The organism is Polaromonas sp. P1_F1 (genome assembly GCF_056405795.1).
Genome location: NZ_JBFUBJ010000001.1, coordinates 971,727 through 986,666, shown reverse-complemented (window position 1 = coordinate 986,666; position 14,940 = coordinate 971,727). Strand labels below are relative to the sequence as shown.

The window sequence follows — 14,940 nt, the reverse complement described above, 5'->3', positions numbered from 1 at the left end:
TTGCAACAAGCGCAGGGTAAGCTCGGCGCTCTTTTACCAATGGGTTTGTATGAAAACGGGAAGCAAGGCCCATGACGACTGAATTAGCGCCCGCGCAAACGCGGCGCCAGGATTTAATGGCCCGGCTTGCTGAGCCGCACCACTACGACATCGCGATCATTGGCGGCGGCGCTACCGGCCTGGGGGTCGCACTGGATGCGGCCGCCCGCGGATTTTCCGTCGTGCTGGTCGAATCGCACGACTTTGCCAAGGGCACATCGTCCCGCGCCACCAAGCTGGTGCACGGCGGCGTGCGCTACCTGGCGCAAGGCAATATCTCGCTGGTGCGTGAGGCCTTGCACGAACGCACCACGCTGCTGGCCAATGCGCCGCATCTGGCGCAGCCCTTGCCCTTTGTCATGCCTTCCTACAAGTTCTGGGAGGCGCCGTTCTACGGTATCGGGCTCAAGATGTATGACGCGCTGGCCGGCAAGGCGGGCCTGGGCGCCACGGAATTCCTGAACCGGCAAGAAACCCTTGCCTGCCTGCCGACAGTGCAGGCTCAAGATCTCAAGGGCGGCGTCAAGTACTGGGATGGCCAGTTTGACGACGCGCGGCTGGCGTTGGCGTTGGCCCGCACCGCGGCACGTCAGGGCGCGTTGCTGGTGAATTACTGCGCGGCAACGGGCCTGATCCATGAGGGCGGCAAGCTGGTCGGCCTGCATGCGCGGGACCAGGAAACGGGTCGTACGTTTGAACTCAGGGCGAACTGCGTGGTGAACGCGGCTGGCGTTTGGGTGGACCAGCTGCGGCTCCAGGATGGGCAAGCCATAGGGCGGGACGCCAAGCCCATGGTGGCGCCCAGCCAGGGTGTTCATATTGTGGTGGACCGCTCGTTTTTGCCTGGCGACCACGCCCTGCTGGTGCCCAAGACGGCCGACGGCCGGGTGCTGTTTGCCGTGCCATGGCTGGGTAAAACCATTTTGGGGACCACGGACACGCCGCGCCACGACCTGGCGCGCGAGCCGCTGCCTTTCCGCGAAGAAGTTGACTTCATCCTGCGCGAATCGGCTCGCTACCTGAGCCGCGCGCCCGGCCCGGCTGACATTAAAAGCATTTGGGTGGGGTTGCGGCCCCTGGTCAAGCCGCCGGATGAGGATGCCGGAAGCACCCAGGCGTTGTCGCGTGAGCACACGGTGCTGGTCAGCAAAAGCGGCCTGGTCACGGTGACGGGAGGGAAGTGGACCACTTACCGGGCGATGGCGGAAGACGTGCTGGACAAATGTTTTGGCGCGGCGTTGCTGCCAACACGCGGGGCCGGCGTCACCACAAACTTGAAGTTAGTTGGCGCTCACAATTCGAATCACAAAATTAGCGAGGCGCCAGGGTCTCATCTGTATGGCAGCGAGGCGTCCGCCATGGAAAACCTGCCGGGTGCCAGCCGCGAATTAGGCGGTGGGCTGACGGAGGCAATGGTGCGTTTCGCTGCCCGCCATGAATATGCCCGCACCGTTGAAGACGTACTGGCACGGCGTTCCCGTCTGCTGTTTCTCGATGCGGCACTGGCCAGAACCCTGGCGCCGGAAGTGGCCACTCTGCTGCAGCAGGAAAACGGCGTGGATCCGCAGCTGGATGAATTCCTGACGCTGTGTGGCCAATACCTCAGCCTGCCAGCCTGAATTGCCGCCAGTTGCCGTCCTGCAAAGGAGGAAGGAGGCGGGCAAAATTGGATGCCCGGGCAGATTTTTGCTCTCTTTTTGATAGCTGGTTGCGCGCATCCCTATTGGCCTGAGGCCGGATTTAATGCTGAAAATCCGCCCGCGGCATAAGCGCGAAGCGTGGCCGGTACCCGGGGGCTCCCCCGGGCTTCTGGAGGGGCCGCCGCTTTATTGTGGGGATATTTTCACAACAAGCGGTTGACAGTGGCTTTTCGCTCGGTCATAATCGTGGGCTTCGCTCTAAAAAGGCGAGGAATTCTGCCTAACGGAAGCACTGCAAGTGGTTTGCGGTGTGGACGACAGGCCCAAGACTGATTGGCTGGTAATCCCAAGGGGTTGCCTTCCGGTGCAAGTTGGGAACACATTTAAATGATTCAAACGCAATCCAAGCTCGATGTTGCTGACAACACGGGTGCCAAGTCCGTGATGTGCATCAAGGTTCTGGGCGGCTCCAAGCGCCGGTACGCCAGCGTTGGTGACGTCATCAAGGTGAGCATCAAAGAAGCCGCTCCGCGTGGCCGCGTCAAAAAAGGCGAGGTTTACAGCGCTGTGGTCGTTCGCACCGCCAAGGGCATTCGCCGTGGCGATGGTTCGCTCGTCAAATTCGACGGCAACGCAGCAGTGTTGCTTAACGCCAAGCTGGAGCCAATCGGCACCCGCATCTTCGGACCAGTGACGCGCGAACTGCGCACTGAAAAGTTCATGAAGATCGTGTCCCTGGCTCCTGAAGTTCTGTAAGGACTCGCCATGAATAAAATCCGTAAAGGCGACGAGATCATCGTGATCGCTGGTCGCGACAAAGGCAAGCGCGGCAAGATTTCGCTGCGCAAAGATGACAGCTATGTGCTGGTGGATGGGATTAACCTGGTGAAAAAACACACCAAGCCCAACCCCCTCAAGGGTACCACCGGCGGCATCGTCGAAAAAAGCATGCCGATTCACCAGTCGAACGTGGCAATCTTCAATGCCGCTACCGGCAAGGCGGATCGCGTTGGCATCAAGCTCCTGGCAGACGGCAAAAAAGTGCGCGTCTTCAAATCCAGTGGCGAAGAAATCAAGGTTGCATAACATGGCAAAGACCGCACCTGTACAAGCCGCTTCGCAGGCTCGCCTGCAAGCTCAGTACCGCGAAAAAATCGCCCCCGGCCTGATTGAGAAATTCGGCTACACCTCGCCCATGCAGGTTCCCCGTATCACCAAGATTACGCTCAATATGGGCGTGAGCGAGGCTGTTGCTGACAAGAAGGTTATGGACAACGCCGTCGGCGACATGACCAAGATTGCCGGCCAGAAGCCTGTCGTGACCAAGGCCAAGAAGGCTATCGCCGGTTTCAAGATCCGCGAAGACCTGCCTATCGGCTGCATGGTGACCCTGCGCGGCGTGAAGATGTATGAGTTCCTCGATCGTTTCGTTACCGTGGCCCTGCCCCGTGTGCGTGACTTTCGTGGTATTTCCGGCCGGGCCTTCGATGGCCGCGGAAACTACAACATCGGCGTGAAAGAGCAGATCATTTTCCCTGAGATCGAGTACGACAAGGTTGACGCCTTGCGCGGCCTGAATATCAGCATCACCACAACGGCAAAGACCGATGAAGAGTGCAAGGCACTCCTCACCGCCTTCCGTTTTCCGTTCAAGAACTGAGGCGGGACATGGCAAAACAAGCTTTACTGCAACGTGAACTGAAGCGCGAGAAACTCGCCGCGAAGTTCGCCAAAAAATACGCTGAACTCAAGGCGACGTCCAACGACGCCAAGCGTTCTGACGAAGAGCGTCAGCTGGCTCGCCTCGAGCTGCAGAAACTGCCCCGCAACGCGAACCCGACCCGCCAGCGCAACCGCTGCGCGATCACGGGCCGCCCACGCGGTACTTTCCGTCAATTTGGTCTGGCTCGCGCCAAGATCCGTGAGTTGGCTTTTGCTGGTGATATCCCCGGTATCACCAAGGCAAGCTGGTAAGCATAGGAGAACCACAAAATGAGCATGAGTGATCCTATTGCCGACATGTTGACCCGCATCCGCAATGCACAGATGGTTGAAAAAGCCGTCGTGCTGGTGCCGTCGTCAAAAGTCAAAGTTGCCATCGCGCAGGTATTGAAGGATGAGGGCTACATCGATGGCTTCTCCGTCAAGACCGACGAAGGCAAGTCCCAGCTGGAAATCGCCCTGAAGTATTACGCAGGCAAGCCCGTGATTGAGCGCATTGAGCGCGTCAGCCGCCCCGGCCTCCGTGTTTACAAAGGCCATGGTGCCATCCCCCAGGTCATGAACGGCCTTGGTGTGGCAATTGTCACGACTCCGCAAGGTGTCATGACGGATCGTAAAGCCCGCGCTACCGGTATCGGTGGTGAAGTGCTTTGCTACGTGGCCTAACGGCGGCATTTGAGGAGAAACTGAAATGTCTCGTGTAGGAAAAATGCCAGTGGCCGTACCTCAGGGTGTGGACGTGGCCATGAAAGCAGACCAGATCAATGTCAAGGGCGCTCTCGGCACCCTGGCGCTGACGCAGAACGCGCTTGTCACCATCAAGAACGATGCAGGCAAGCTGACTTTTGTGCCGGCCAATGATTCGCGTGAAGCCAATGCCATGAGCGGCACGATGCGCCAGCTCGTGAACAACATGGTGACGGGTGTCACCAAGGGTTTCGAGAAAAAATTGAGCCTGGTCGGCGTGGGCTACAAGGCCCAGGCCCAGGGCACCAAGCTGAACCTGACCGTGGGGTATTCGCACCCTGTGATCATGGACATGCCTGCTGGCATCACCGTTGCAACCCCGACTCCCACGGAAGTGGTGATCAAGGGTTCCGACCGCCAGCGCGTCGGCCAGATCGCCGCTGAAGTTCGTGCTGTTCGTCCTCCCGAGCCTTACAAGGGCAAGGGCATCCGCTATGTGGATGAGAAGATCACGATCAAAGAAACCAAGAAGAAATAAGGAGCTGCATCATGTTGACCAAAAAAGAGCAGCGCCTTCGTCGTTCACGCCAGACCCGCATTCGCATTGCTACGCAAGGTGTTGCCCGTTTGACCGTGAATCGCACCAATCTGCATATCTATGCCAGCGTTATTTCTGGCGACGGCACCAAGGTCCTGGCTGCTGCTTCCACCGCGGAAGTGGAAGTCCGCAAGGAAATCGGCGCTTCGGGTAAAGGTGGAAACGTTGCTGCTGCGCAAGCCATTGGCAAGCGCATTGCCGAAAAGGCAAAAGCAGCAGGTGTTGAAAAAGTGGCGTTTGATCGCGCCGGTTTTGCGTACCACGGCCGCGTCAAAGCGTTGGCTGAGGCGGCTCGCGAAGCTGGTTTGCAGTTCTAAGCAGACTGGAATTAAGTATGGCTAAGTTTCAAGCAAAACAGCAAAACGACGCTCCAGACGATGGTCTGAAGGAAAAAATGATCGCGGTTAACCGCGTGACCAAAGTCGTGAAGGGCGGTCGTATCCTCGGTTTCGCCGCGTTGACCGTCGTGGGTGACGGCGATGGCCGCGTCGGCATGGGCAAGGGCAAGTCGAAAGAAGTGCCGGCAGCCGTGCAAAAAGCGATGGAAGAAGCGCGCCGCAACATGACCAAGGTCTCGTTGAAAAACGGCACCATTCACCACAATGTTTTCGGCCACCACGGTGCAGCCAGCGTCATGATGGCGCCGGCTCCCAAGGGTACCGGCATCATTGCTGGCGGTCCAATGCGCGCCGTTTTCGAAGTCATGGGCATCACCGACATCGTGGCGAAGAGCCATGGTTCGAGCAACCCTTACAACATGGTGCGCGCCACCATGGACGCACTGAATAATTCCACGACCGCTTCTGAAATTGCGGCCAAACGTGGCAAATCGGTCGAAGAGATCTTCGGCTAAGGCGGCATTGAAAATGACCAAAGAAACCAAAGTCAAAGTCCAGCTGGTTCGCAGCCCGATTGGCACCAAGGAATCGCATCGCGCTACTGTGCGCGGTCTGGGCCTTCGTGGCGTCAACAGCGTCAGCGAATTGCAGGATACGCCCGCAGTGCGCGGCATGATCAACAAGATCAGCTATCTGGTCAAGATTGTCTGAGCGGAGACTCATCATGGAATTGAACGGAATCAAGCCTAGCGAAGGCGCCAAACATGCCAAACGACGCGTTGGTCGCGGCATCGGCTCTGGCCTGGGCAAAACGGCAGGACGTGGTCATAAAGGCCAGAAGTCCCGCTCCGGTGGTTATCACAAGGTGGGCTTCGAAGGCGGTCAAATGCCTATGCAGCGTCGCTTGCCCAAGCGCGGCTTCAAGTCGCATTTGCTGAAGTTCAACGCCGAGGTCACCCTCGGCGCGCTGGAGCAGCTCGGCCTGGCCGAAGTCGATCTGTTGGCTCTGAAGACTGCCGGCCTGGTGGGCCAGCTCGCCAAGAACGTCAAGATCATCAAGACCGGTGAACTGACCAAGGCAGTCAAGCTGAACGGCATTTCTGCCACGGCAGCTGCCAAGGCTGTGATCGAAGCCGCCGGCGGCTCTGTCGCTTAATACCTGACTGGATAATCAGTGGCAACCACTTCGGCTCAAATCGCGAAAACCGGCAAGTACGGTGATCTGCGCAACAGGCTTGTGTTTTTGCTGCTGGCCCTGGTGGTGTACCGCATTGGCGCGCACATCCCGGTGCCAGGGATTGACCCTGGCCAGCTGAAAGAGCTTTTCAAGGGCCAGCAAGGCGGCATATTGAACCTGTTCAATATGTTCTCGGGTGGTGCCCTGTCGCGATTCACGGTGTTTGCCTTGGGCATCATGCCGTACATCTCGGCCTCGATCATCATGCAATTGCTGACGTACGTCGTTCCGACGTTCGAGCAGATGAAAAAAGAAGGCGAAAGCGGCCGGCGCAAGATTACGCAGTACACGCGTTACGGCACGCTGGCTTTGGCACTGTTCCAGTCCATGGGTATTGCCGTGGCGCTGGAAAGCTCGCCAGGCCTGGTGCTGGCACCCGGTTTTGGTTTCCGCATGACTGCAGTGTTCAGCCTGACGGCCGGCACGATGTTCCTGATGTGGCTGGGTGAGCAGATTACCGAGCGTGGTTTGGGTAACGGCATTTCGATCCTGATTTTTGCCGGTATTGCGGCAGGCTTGCCGAATGCCATGGGTGGTTTGCTCGAATTAGTTCGCACCGGCGCCATGAGTATTCTGGTAGCCATCGTGATCGTCGCGGTGGTCGTGCTGGTGACGTATTTCGTGGTGTTCGTAGAGCGTGGGCAACGCAAGATTCTTGTGAACTATGCGCGGCGCCAGGTGGGTAACAAGGTTTACGGTGGACAGTCATCGCACTTGCCGCTGAAGTTGAACATGGCGGGCGTGATCCCACCGATTTTCGCTTCATCGATCATTTTGCTGCCTGCCACGGTTGTGGGCTGGTTTAGTACCGGTGAAAGCATGCGCTGGCTCAAAGACATTGCCAGCACGCTGACGCCGGGCCAGCCCATCTATGTGATGCTGTACGCCAGCGCGATTGTGTTCTTCTGCTTCTTCTATACGGCGCTGGTGTTCAACAGCCGTGAAACGGCGGACAACCTGAAAAAGAGCGGTGCGTTCATTCCGGGGATTCGGCCGGGTGATCAGACGGCCCGTTACATTGACAAAATCCTGGTGCGCTTGACGCTGGCAGGTGCGGTGTACATCACATTCGTGTGTTTGCTGCCGGAGTTTCTGATTTTGAAATACAACGTGCCGTTTTATTTTGGCGGTACGTCGTTGATGATTATTGTCGTGGTGACCATGGATTTCATGGCCCAGGTACAGAACTACATGATGTCGCAACAGTATGAGTCGTTGCTTAAAAAGGCGAACTTCAAGACGTCACTGGGCGGTTAACTGGGTATTTGATGGGATATGTCTAAAGACGATGTGATCCAGATGCAAGGTGAGGTTGTAGAAAACCTCCCCAATGCGACTTTCAGGGTGAAGCTGGAAAATGGACATGTTGTACTGGGGCACATCTCGGGAAAAATGCGTATGCACTACATCCGCATTCTTCCCGGTGACAAGGTAACGGTTGAGTTAACGCCTTACGATTTATCGCGCGCACGAATTGTTTTCCGTGCCAAGTAAGCACAGAGTGAAAGTTTAGGAGTAATAGAAATGAGAGTTTCAGCTTCGGTCAAGAAAATTTGCCGTAACTGCAAAGTTATCCGTCGCAAGGGTGTTGTCCGTGTGATTTGCACGGATCCGCGTCACAAACAGCGTCAAGGCTGATTTCAAGAGTTTTAGAGGACGAACATGGCTCGTATCGCTGGTATCAATATTCCGCCGCAGCAACATGCCGAAATCGGCTTGACTGCTATCTTTGGCATCGGTCGCACGCGCGCTCGCAAAATTTGCGAAGCATGTGACATCGCTTACGCCAAAAAGGTCAAAGATCTGACCGATGGCGACCTGGAAAAAATCCGTGAGCAGATCGCCCTGTTCACCATCGAGGGTGACCTGCGTCGTGAAACCACGATGAACATCAAGCGCCTGATGGACATCGGTTGCTACCGTGGTTTCCGCCACCGTCGCGGCCTGCCCATGCGTGGCCAGCGCACCCGGACCAATGCCCGTACCCGCAAGGGCCCGCGCAAGGCCGCTGCAGCTTTGAAGAAATAATTGAGAGGTCGTCATGGCAAAATCACCAAGCAATAACGCCGCACAACGCGTTCGCAAGAAAGTTCGCAAGAACGTGGCCGATGGTATCGCCCACGTCCACGCTTCTTTCAATAACACGATCATCACTATCACGGATCGCCAGGGCAATGCCTTGTCCTGGGCGTCTTCCGGTGGTCAGGGTTTCAAAGGTTCGCGCAAATCCACCCCTTTCGCAGCGCAGGTCGCTTCCGAAGTGGCAGGTCGTGCCGCCATTGAGCAAGGCATCAAGAATCTTGACGTCGAAATCAAGGGTCCTGGTCCAGGTCGTGAATCATCTGTTCGCGCTTTGGGCGCACTCGGCATCCGGATCAATTCGATTGCCGACGTGACCCCGGTTCCGCACAACGGCTGCCGCCCGCAAAAGCGCCGCCGCATTTAATTCCCCGTGCCCAGGCATCCGGCGGGTTGTTTCAGCCCGTCAGATACCAGGCATTTTTACCAAGCCCACCGCCGCAGGTTACGACCTCCGGCTCCTGCAATTCATTGCAGCAGATGACAAAAGGACATTCAAGTGGCACGTTACCTAGGCCCCAAGGCCAAACTATCCCGCCGTGAAGGCACCGACCTGTTCCTGAAGAGCGCACGCCGCGCCATCAGCGACAAGGCCAAATTCGACTCCAAGCCGGGTCAACACGGTCGTACCTCCGGTACCCGTACTTCCGACTTCGGCTTGCAGTTGCGCGAAAAGCAAAAAGTCAAGCGCATGTATGGCGTGCTCGAAAAGCAGTTCCGCCGGTATTTTGAAGAAGCGGATCGTCGCAAGGGCAATACCGGCGCCAATCTGCTGTTCATCCTTGAGTCGCGTCTGGACAACGTTGTGTATCGCATGGGCTTCGGTTCGACCCGTGCTGAAGCGCGCCAGCTGGTTTCGCATAAGGCCATCACGGTCAATGGCGGATCTGTCAACATTCCTTCGTACATGGTCAAGGCCGGCGACATCATTGCCGTACGCGACAAGTCGAAGAAGCAGACCCGCATCACGGAAGCCCTTGAGCTTGCAAAACAGGTCGGCCTGCCCGCCTGGGTCGATGTGAACGCCGACAAGGGAGAAGGCACCTTCAAGAAGGTACCCGATCGCGACGAGTTTGCCGCCGACGTCAACGAATCGTTGATCGTCGAGTTGTACTCACGCTAATTTTTCGTTCCTGCGATACGGGGCACCGTATCGCCAGGGTGTGCTTCGCCGGCCTTATCGGTGTAACGAACCGAGGGTATTGAGAGGAAGACTGCATGCAGACCAATTTGTTGAAACCAAAAACCATTAATGTTGAGCAGCTTGGCGCCAACCGCGCCAAGGTGACTCTGGAACCGTTTGAGCGTGGCTACGGCCATACGCTGGGCAACGCGCTGCGCCGCGTACTGTTGTCTTCCATGGTCGGCCACGCCGCCACCGAAGTCACCATCGCAGGTGTCCTGCACGAGTACTCGTCCATCGACGGTGTGCAGGAAGACGTCGTCAACATCCTGTTGAACCTCAAGGGTGTGGTGTTCAAGCTTCACAACCGCGACGAAGTCACGCTGAGCCTGCGCAAAGACGGCGAAGGCCCAGTCACTGCCGCCGACATCCAGACTCCGCACGACGTGGAAATCATCAACCCAGAACACGTGATCGTGAACTTGTCGCACGGCGGCAAGATCGACATGCAGATCAAGGTTGAAAACGGCCGCGGCTACGTGCCCGGCAACCAGCGCCGCTATGGCGATGAGTCGCCAAAGTCGATTGGCCGGATCGTGCTCGACGCGTCTTTTTCGCCCGTCAAGCGCGTGAGCTACATCGTCGAAAGCGCCCGCGTTGAGCAGCGCACCGACCTCGACAAACTCGTGCTGGAAATCGAAACCAACGGCGCCGTGACGGCTGAAGATGCTGTCCGTGCCTCGGCCAAGATCCTGGTCGAGCAGCTGGCCGTGTTCGCACAGCTCGAAGGCAATGAACTGGCCGCGTTTGACGCACCCGTTCAGCGCAGCTCGCAGCAGTTCGACCCGATCCTGCTGCGCCCTGTCGATGAGCTCGAACTTACCGTTCGTTCGGCAAACTGCCTCAAAGCGGAAAACATTTACTACATCGGCGATCTGATCCAGCGCACTGAGAATGAGCTACTGAAGACGCCGAACTTGGGCCGTAAATCGCTCAACGAAATCAAGGAAGTGCTTGCATCGCGCGGCCTGACTCTTGGTATGCGCCTGGAAAGCTGGCCACCCGCCGGCCTCGACAAGCGTTAATTTGAACCACAAGATCCCGCCCGAAAGGGGATCTCGCACGGGCAGTACCTGATACGGCTGTCTGGATTTTAAAAAAGGAAACATCATGCGCCACGGACACGGATTACGTAAACTCAACCGCACCAGCGAGCACCGTCTCGCCATGCTGCGCAACATGATGAACTCGCTGCTGCAGCACGAAGTCATCAAGACCACCCTGCCCAAGGCCAAAGAATTGCGCCGCGTGGTCGAACCCATGATCACCCTCGGCAAAGAACCTACTCTGGCCAACAAGCGCCTGGCATTTGACCGCCTGCGCGACCGCGATATGGTCGTCAAGCTGTTCGCAGAGATCGGTCCACGCTACAAGGCACGTCCCGGCGGCTACACCCGCATTTTGAAGATGGGCTTCCGCGTTGGTGACAACGCGCCCATGGCACTGGTTGAACTGGTGGACCGTCCTGAAGTGTCGGAAGACACTACAGCTGACACGGCCAAGGCAGAGTAAGCTACAATACACACATACCGCGCGGTGGAGCAGCCTGGTAGCTCGTTGGGCTCATAACCCAAAGGTCGTAAGTTCAAATCTTGCCCGCGCAACCAACACGTTAGCCTCTCAAGGCCAACAGCAAAACGCCTGCATCAAGCAGGCGTTTTGCTTTCCGGCCTTCATTCGGCGTTCAGCGGTTCTACTGCCAGTAGCATCACTGGCAGTCATTGCTTGCGGCTGGCCTGCATGGCGGTTGCTCAGTCCGGCATAACTGCTGTCACTTCAATTTCGACCTGGGCGCGGTCTTCAACCAGCGCCGCAACCTCGACACATGTCATGGCCGGAAAATTCTTTCCCATGACTTCGCGGTAGACGCCACCCAATTCCTTGAGCCTGGCCACGTACTCGACACGATCCACCACATACCAGGTCATGCGGACCATATGTTCGGGTCCGGCGCCACCGGCCTTCAGCACGGCCGCAATGTTCAGCAGCGCCTGGCGCGTCTGCGCGATGAAATCGTCGCTCTCGAACTGTTGCTGCGCATTCCAGCCAATCTGGCCGCCCACAAACAGCAGGGCGCCGCGAGCAAGGATGCCGTTGGCATAACCTTTCGGCTCGGCCCAGTCGGGCGGTTGTAGTTTCTTGATCATGAGCTTCCTGAGGGTGTTTTCAAATAAGGTAACAGGGCGCTGCGCATTCGTTCGGGAAGCGGCAGGGGTTTGCCATTGGGGAGCTCCGAATAGACCACCACGCCATGCGCTTTCAGCTTGATGGTCACCCCGGCGCTGCCAACTGGGCTGCCATGGATTTCGTAGTGCATACCCATGCTCGCGTTGCCAAGGCGGGTCAGTTCCAAAGTAATTGTCAGTGGGTCGCCATGGCGGCACATACCCAGGAACTCAACCTTCAAATCCACAATCGGCACACCCGTGCCTCCGGCAATCAAGACATGTTCGGGAAAACCGATGTGGGCCAGGAAGTCCTCTTGCACCTCATGCAGCAGATAGAGAAACTGCGGGTAAAAAACGATGCCGGCCGGATCGCAATGGTGAAACCTGACGAGCTTTTGCGCGGTGAATTTCATGATTCGCGCAGCTTGAAGCGTTGCAGCTTGCCGGTTTCAGTGCGTGGGAGCTTGGTCACGAATTCGATCTGACGGGGATATTTGAAAGGCGCAAGCGCCGCCTTGACGTGGTCTTGCAGGGCTTTTGTCATGACGTCATCAGCTGCCTGATCAGGCTTGAGCACCACAAAGGCCTTGACGACCATCCCCCGGTCGTCGTCGGGCAAGCCCACAACACCGCATTCAGCTACGGCAGGGTGCTTGAGCAGGGCATCTTCCACCTCAGGGCCCGCCACGTTGTAGCCCGCGGTAATGATCATGTCGTCGGCGCGCGCCTGGTAGAAGAAATAACCGTCGGCGTCCTGCATGAAGGCGTCGCCCGGATAGTTCCAGCCGTCCTTCACATAGTTGCCCTGGCGCGCATCATCGAGGTAGCGGCAGCCGGTCGGGCCCACCACAGCCAGCTTGCCTATGGTGCCGCGCGGCACTTCCGTGCCGGTGTCGTCCACCACCCTGGCGGTGTAGCCTGGCACCACCTTGCCGATGGCGCCGCGGCGCACGTCGGCGCCGGCTGCGGAGATAAAGATGTGGAACATCTCGGTCGCGCCGATGCCGTCGATCATTTCAATACCGGTGGCGTCCTTCCATAGCTGCCGCGTGGCGTCAGGCAGACTCTCGCCGGCACTCACGCACACCCGCAAGCCGGGCACGCCGTGCTGTTTGGCGAAAGCAGCCATCTGCCGGTAAAACGTAGGTGCCGTGTAGCAGACCGTTGCGCCGACCTGGTTGATCAGCTTGACCATGGCCTCCGGCGTATAGGCGATGGAGGGGTAGTAAACCGAAGCGCCGGCCCACATCGGGAAAATCAGCATGCCGCCCAGGCCGAAGGTGAAGGCCAACGGCGGCGAGCCGATGACGATGTCGTCCGGCTTTGCCTTGAGCACGTGGCGCGGCCAGGCCTCGCTGGCCGCCAGCACGTCGCGGTGCGTGTGCACCGCGGCTTTGGGTTTTCCCGTGGTGCCCGAGGTGAAGGCCATCAAGGCGATGTCGTCGGCGGCTACCGGGCAGGGCGTGAATTCGCCGTCCTTCTGCGCAGACAGAACCGCGAGCGAGCCCGGTGCGTCCATCAGGTTGAAGGGCACGATGATGGGCAGCGTATCGCTTTGCGCCTGCGCCGCCTGCAATTCCTCCAGCAGGCTGGCATCACACAAAGCCAGCGCGGGCCTGGCTTTCTCAATGATCTCTCCCAGCTCCTTGGCACGCAGTAGCGGCATGGTTGCCACCGCCACCAGCCCGGCTTGCACAACGCCTAGCCAGGCCAGCGCCATGCCGATCGAGTTGCCGCCGCGCAGCAACACCCGGTTGCCGGGCTTGAGGCCGAAGTTTTCCGTCAGCACCTGTGCGATGCGGTTCACGCGCTCCAGTGCGTCGGCATAGGTCAGGGTGATCTTGTCCGAGCGCAGCATCGGCTTGTCCGCGCGTCCCTCGCGAAAAGCTTTGTCAAACAGGCTCTGCACCAGATTGGCCTGCGCCGGTATGCACAGCTCGGGCAGCGCGTACACCATGCGCGGAAGCTGTTCGTACGGCGGCAAACGGTCATGTACAAAGCGGTCCGTCTGTGCGGACGGTACCGCGGCAACACTTTCGATGGAGTCGGAGACGGAGGTGCTCATGATTGCAATACGGCCTTTCCAATGATGAGTTGCTGCACTTCGGTCGCGCCTTCGTAAATGCGCAATGAGCGTATGTCGCGGTACAGGCTTTCCACCTTGGTGCCAACCTTCACGCCCAGGCCACCATGCATCTGCAGCGCCATATCGATGACCTTCTGGGCGTTTTCGGTGGCTGTCATCTTGGCCATGGCTGCCTCGGCGGTGATGCGCGCGCCGCTGCCCAGGCGTTCGCTTTCGTCGCGCATCCAGGCGGCGCGATAGGTCAGCAGCGCGGCCGCATCGATCAGCGCCGCCATCTCGCCGAGCTTGGCTTGCGTGAGCTGGAAGTCGGCCAGCGTCTGGCCGAACATCTTCCGTTCCTTCGAGAAATGCACTGCCTCGGCCAGGGCACGGCGCGCCATGCCCAGCGCGGCAGCGGCCACGGAGGCGCGGAAGATGTCCAGCGTCTGCATCGCCAGCTTGAACCCGCCATGCAGCGCGCCCAACTGCGCGTCCCGCGGCAGCTTGCAATGCGTGAACTTCAGCGTGGCCAGCGGGTGCGGCGCCATCACAGCGATGTGTTCGCTGCTGTCCAGGCCCTTGTTTTCCGCATCGACAATGAAGGCAGTAATGCCGCGCGTGCCGGCCTGCGGATCCGTCTTGGCGAAGGTCACGTAAAAATCCGCGATGCCTCCGTTGCTGATCCAGGTCTTGCTGCCGTTCAAGGCCCAGCCTTCACCCGCGTCTGTGGCGGAGGTCACCATGGCACCGGCGTCCGAGCCAGCGTCGGGTTCGCTCAGCGCAAAAGCCGCGATCCTCTTCCCGTTGGCGACCAACGGCAGGTAAGCCGCTTGCTGTGCCGGCGTCCCCGCCAGCGTGATCGCGCCGCTGCCCAGCCCTTGCATCGCAAACGCGAAATCGGCCAGCGGCGAATGAAAAGCCAGCGTTTCGCGCAGGATGACGAGCGCGCGGGAATCCAATTTTTCAAGCGCGCCGCCCAGGGCGCCGTCCTTGCCCGCCGGCACGCAGTAGCGCAGCCAGCCGTTGGCGCCCAACAGACTCACCCACTCCCTGCAAGCCCTGCGGTCGTCGCTCTCGTCGATGTACTGATCCGGCGTCCAGTCGGCCAGGCGCTGCGCCAGGTCGCGGTGAACCTCGTCAAAAAAAGGCAGTGCCAGGTGGGCGGTGGTCGATCTCATGCGTGA

Annotated in this window: 23 protein-coding genes and 1 tRNA gene; 20 read left to right on the top strand and 4 right to left on the bottom strand. The window is 58.7% G+C overall.

Features of this window, described 5'->3' with window-relative positions:
• Nucleotides 1-71 precede the first annotated feature (71 nt).
• The 20 genes from AC1DZE_RS04780 (at nt 72) to AC1DZE_RS04685 (ending at nt 11,130) form a co-directional block, all read left to right on the top strand.
• On the top strand, nt 72-1,658 hold the full coding sequence (locus tag AC1DZE_RS04780) for a glycerol-3-phosphate dehydrogenase/oxidase (protein ID WP_477668671.1): 1,587 nt from the start codon (nt 72-74) through the stop codon (nt 1,656-1,658).
• Between the two features lie 408 nt (nt 1,659-2,066).
• Nucleotides 2,067-2,435, top strand: coding sequence for a 50S ribosomal protein L14 (gene rplN / locus AC1DZE_RS04775; protein ID WP_007869247.1), 369 nt, complete (start codon nt 2,067-2,069; stop codon nt 2,433-2,435).
• 9 nt (nt 2,436-2,444) lie between these two features.
• Nucleotides 2,445-2,765: a 50S ribosomal protein L24 gene (rplX, locus tag AC1DZE_RS04770; protein ID WP_348045257.1), complete on the top strand. Its 321-nt coding sequence runs from the start codon at nt 2,445-2,447 to the stop codon at nt 2,763-2,765.
• Nucleotide 2,766: 1 nt separating this feature from the next.
• Nucleotides 2,767-3,339 carry a 50S ribosomal protein L5 gene (gene rplE, locus AC1DZE_RS04765; RefSeq protein WP_092130238.1) on the top strand — a complete coding sequence of 191 codons (573 nt, stop codon included), beginning with the start codon at nt 2,767-2,769 and terminating at the stop codon, nt 3,337-3,339.
• Nucleotides 3,340-3,347: 8 nt separating this feature from the next.
• On the top strand, nt 3,348-3,653 hold the full coding sequence (rpsN, locus tag AC1DZE_RS04760) for a 30S ribosomal protein S14 (RefSeq protein ID WP_188709725.1): 306 nt from the start codon (nt 3,348-3,350) through the stop codon (nt 3,651-3,653).
• 18 nt (nt 3,654-3,671) lie between these two features.
• Nucleotides 3,672-4,067, top strand: a complete 396-nt coding sequence (gene rpsH / locus AC1DZE_RS04755) for a 30S ribosomal protein S8 (protein WP_371436766.1) — start codon at nt 3,672-3,674, stop codon at nt 4,065-4,067.
• A 25-nt stretch (nt 4,068-4,092) separates the two neighbouring features.
• Nucleotides 4,093-4,626, top strand: a complete 534-nt coding sequence (rplF, locus tag AC1DZE_RS04750; protein ID WP_477671927.1) for a 50S ribosomal protein L6 — start codon at nt 4,093-4,095, stop codon at nt 4,624-4,626.
• A gap of 11 nt (nt 4,627-4,637) precedes the next feature.
• The gene (rplR, locus tag AC1DZE_RS04745; RefSeq protein WP_457281395.1) at nt 4,638-5,003 is read left to right on the top strand and encodes a 50S ribosomal protein L18; all 366 of its coding nucleotides are present in this window, start codon (nt 4,638-4,640) and stop codon (nt 5,001-5,003) included.
• 17 nt (nt 5,004-5,020) lie between these two features.
• Nucleotides 5,021-5,539 carry a 30S ribosomal protein S5 gene (gene rpsE, locus AC1DZE_RS04740; protein WP_457281394.1) on the top strand — a complete coding sequence of 173 codons (519 nt, stop codon included), beginning with the start codon at nt 5,021-5,023 and terminating at the stop codon, nt 5,537-5,539.
• A gap of 13 nt (nt 5,540-5,552) precedes the next feature.
• Nucleotides 5,553-5,735: a 50S ribosomal protein L30 gene (rpmD, locus tag AC1DZE_RS04735; protein WP_122954340.1), complete on the top strand. Its 183-nt coding sequence runs from the start codon at nt 5,553-5,555 to the stop codon at nt 5,733-5,735.
• Between the two features lie 13 nt (nt 5,736-5,748).
• Nucleotides 5,749-6,180, top strand: a complete 432-nt coding sequence (gene rplO / locus AC1DZE_RS04730) for a 50S ribosomal protein L15 (RefSeq protein ID WP_411878481.1) — start codon at nt 5,749-5,751, stop codon at nt 6,178-6,180.
• Nucleotides 6,181-6,198: 18 nt separating this feature from the next.
• The gene (secY, locus tag AC1DZE_RS04725) at nt 6,199-7,518 is read left to right on the top strand and encodes a preprotein translocase subunit SecY (protein WP_477668669.1); all 1,320 of its coding nucleotides are present in this window, start codon (nt 6,199-6,201) and stop codon (nt 7,516-7,518) included.
• Nucleotides 7,519-7,536: 18 nt separating this feature from the next.
• Complete coding sequence (infA, locus tag AC1DZE_RS04720; RefSeq protein ID WP_007869286.1) at nt 7,537-7,755, top strand: translation initiation factor IF-1; 219 nt, start codon at nt 7,537-7,539, stop codon at nt 7,753-7,755.
• A gap of 30 nt (nt 7,756-7,785) precedes the next feature.
• The gene (rpmJ, locus tag AC1DZE_RS04715) at nt 7,786-7,899 is read left to right on the top strand and encodes a 50S ribosomal protein L36 (RefSeq protein WP_028820150.1); all 114 of its coding nucleotides are present in this window, start codon (nt 7,786-7,788) and stop codon (nt 7,897-7,899) included.
• A gap of 24 nt (nt 7,900-7,923) precedes the next feature.
• A complete protein-coding gene (rpsM, locus tag AC1DZE_RS04710) occupies nt 7,924-8,289 on the top strand; it encodes a 30S ribosomal protein S13 (protein ID WP_074579313.1) in 366 nt (121 codons plus the stop codon).
• Nucleotides 8,290-8,302: 13 nt separating this feature from the next.
• Complete coding sequence (gene rpsK / locus AC1DZE_RS04705; protein ID WP_007869288.1) at nt 8,303-8,707, top strand: 30S ribosomal protein S11; 405 nt, start codon at nt 8,303-8,305, stop codon at nt 8,705-8,707.
• A 132-nt stretch (nt 8,708-8,839) separates the two neighbouring features.
• Nucleotides 8,840-9,463 carry a 30S ribosomal protein S4 gene (rpsD, locus tag AC1DZE_RS04700; RefSeq protein WP_457281392.1) on the top strand — a complete coding sequence of 208 codons (624 nt, stop codon included), beginning with the start codon at nt 8,840-8,842 and terminating at the stop codon, nt 9,461-9,463.
• 95 nt (nt 9,464-9,558) lie between these two features.
• Entirely contained in the window at nt 9,559-10,548 is a 990-nt protein-coding gene (locus tag AC1DZE_RS04695) for a DNA-directed RNA polymerase subunit alpha (RefSeq protein WP_122954336.1), read from the top strand.
• 85 nt (nt 10,549-10,633) lie between these two features.
• Nucleotides 10,634-11,035, top strand: coding sequence for a 50S ribosomal protein L17 (gene rplQ / locus AC1DZE_RS04690; protein ID WP_122954335.1), 402 nt, complete (start codon nt 10,634-10,636; stop codon nt 11,033-11,035).
• Nucleotides 11,036-11,053: 18 nt separating this feature from the next.
• Nucleotides 11,054-11,130, top strand: a tRNA-Met gene (locus AC1DZE_RS04685).
• 144 nt (nt 11,131-11,274) lie between these two features.
• On the opposite strand, the gene AC1DZE_RS04680 is transcribed toward AC1DZE_RS04685, so the two are convergent.
• The 4 genes from AC1DZE_RS04680 to AC1DZE_RS04665 are packed head-to-tail and all read right to left on the bottom strand — an operon-like array spanning nt 11,275 to nt 14,934.
• Nucleotides 11,275-11,670 (bottom strand): RidA family protein, encoded by a 396-nt coding sequence (locus AC1DZE_RS04680; RefSeq protein WP_477668668.1) that lies wholly within the window; start codon nt 11,668-11,670, stop codon nt 11,275-11,277.
• Complete coding sequence (locus AC1DZE_RS04675) at nt 11,667-12,104, bottom strand: acyl-CoA thioesterase (protein ID WP_477668667.1); 438 nt, start codon at nt 12,102-12,104, stop codon at nt 11,667-11,669. Before AC1DZE_RS04675 ends, AC1DZE_RS04680 begins: the two co-directional genes overlap by 4 nt.
• Nucleotides 12,101-13,756, bottom strand: coding sequence for a benzoate-CoA ligase family protein (locus AC1DZE_RS04670; RefSeq protein WP_477668666.1), 1,656 nt, complete (start codon nt 13,754-13,756; stop codon nt 12,101-12,103). The genes AC1DZE_RS04675 and AC1DZE_RS04670 overlap by 4 nt, the downstream gene beginning before the upstream one ends.
• Entirely contained in the window at nt 13,753-14,934 is a 1,182-nt protein-coding gene (locus tag AC1DZE_RS04665) for an acyl-CoA dehydrogenase family protein (RefSeq protein ID WP_477668665.1), read from the bottom strand. The genes AC1DZE_RS04670 and AC1DZE_RS04665 overlap by 4 nt, the downstream gene beginning before the upstream one ends.
• Nucleotides 14,935-14,940: the final 6 nt, after the last annotated feature.

Coding starts and splice junctions, on each gene's coding strand:
- rpmD (WP_122954340.1), top strand. CDS start 5,553: ATGACCAAAGAAACCAAAGTCAAAGTCCAGCTGGTTCGCAGCCCGATT.
- rpsH (WP_371436766.1), top strand. CDS start 3,672: ATGAGCATGAGTGATCCTATTGCCGACATGTTGACCCGCATCCGCAAT.
- AC1DZE_RS04695 (WP_122954336.1), top strand. CDS start 9,559: ATGCAGACCAATTTGTTGAAACCAAAAACCATTAATGTTGAGCAGCTT.
- rplO (WP_411878481.1), top strand. CDS start 5,749: ATGGAATTGAACGGAATCAAGCCTAGCGAAGGCGCCAAACATGCCAAA.
- rplX (WP_348045257.1), top strand. CDS start 2,445: ATGAATAAAATCCGTAAAGGCGACGAGATCATCGTGATCGCTGGTCGC.
- AC1DZE_RS04670 (WP_477668666.1), bottom strand. CDS start 13,756: ATGAGCACCTCCGTCTCCGACTCCATCGAAAGTGTTGCCGCGGTACCG.
- infA (WP_007869286.1), top strand. CDS start 7,537: ATGTCTAAAGACGATGTGATCCAGATGCAAGGTGAGGTTGTAGAAAAC.
- rpsN (WP_188709725.1), top strand. CDS start 3,348: ATGGCAAAACAAGCTTTACTGCAACGTGAACTGAAGCGCGAGAAACTC.
- rpmJ (WP_028820150.1), top strand. CDS start 7,786: ATGAGAGTTTCAGCTTCGGTCAAGAAAATTTGCCGTAACTGCAAAGTT.
- AC1DZE_RS04780 (WP_477668671.1), top strand. CDS start 72: ATGACGACTGAATTAGCGCCCGCGCAAACGCGGCGCCAGGATTTAATG.
- rplF (WP_477671927.1), top strand. CDS start 4,093: ATGTCTCGTGTAGGAAAAATGCCAGTGGCCGTACCTCAGGGTGTGGAC.
- rplQ (WP_122954335.1), top strand. CDS start 10,634: ATGCGCCACGGACACGGATTACGTAAACTCAACCGCACCAGCGAGCAC.
- AC1DZE_RS04675 (WP_477668667.1), bottom strand. CDS start 12,104: ATGAAATTCACCGCGCAAAAGCTCGTCAGGTTTCACCATTGCGATCCG.
- rpsM (WP_074579313.1), top strand. CDS start 7,924: ATGGCTCGTATCGCTGGTATCAATATTCCGCCGCAGCAACATGCCGAA.
- rplR (WP_457281395.1), top strand. CDS start 4,638: ATGTTGACCAAAAAAGAGCAGCGCCTTCGTCGTTCACGCCAGACCCGC.
- rpsE (WP_457281394.1), top strand. CDS start 5,021: ATGGCTAAGTTTCAAGCAAAACAGCAAAACGACGCTCCAGACGATGGT.
- AC1DZE_RS04665 (WP_477668665.1), bottom strand. CDS start 14,934: ATGAGATCGACCACCGCCCACCTGGCACTGCCTTTTTTTGACGAGGTT.
- rplE (WP_092130238.1), top strand. CDS start 2,767: ATGGCAAAGACCGCACCTGTACAAGCCGCTTCGCAGGCTCGCCTGCAA.
- rplN (WP_007869247.1), top strand. CDS start 2,067: ATGATTCAAACGCAATCCAAGCTCGATGTTGCTGACAACACGGGTGCC.
- rpsK (WP_007869288.1), top strand. CDS start 8,303: ATGGCAAAATCACCAAGCAATAACGCCGCACAACGCGTTCGCAAGAAA.
- AC1DZE_RS04680 (WP_477668668.1), bottom strand. CDS start 11,670: ATGATCAAGAAACTACAACCGCCCGACTGGGCCGAGCCGAAAGGTTAT.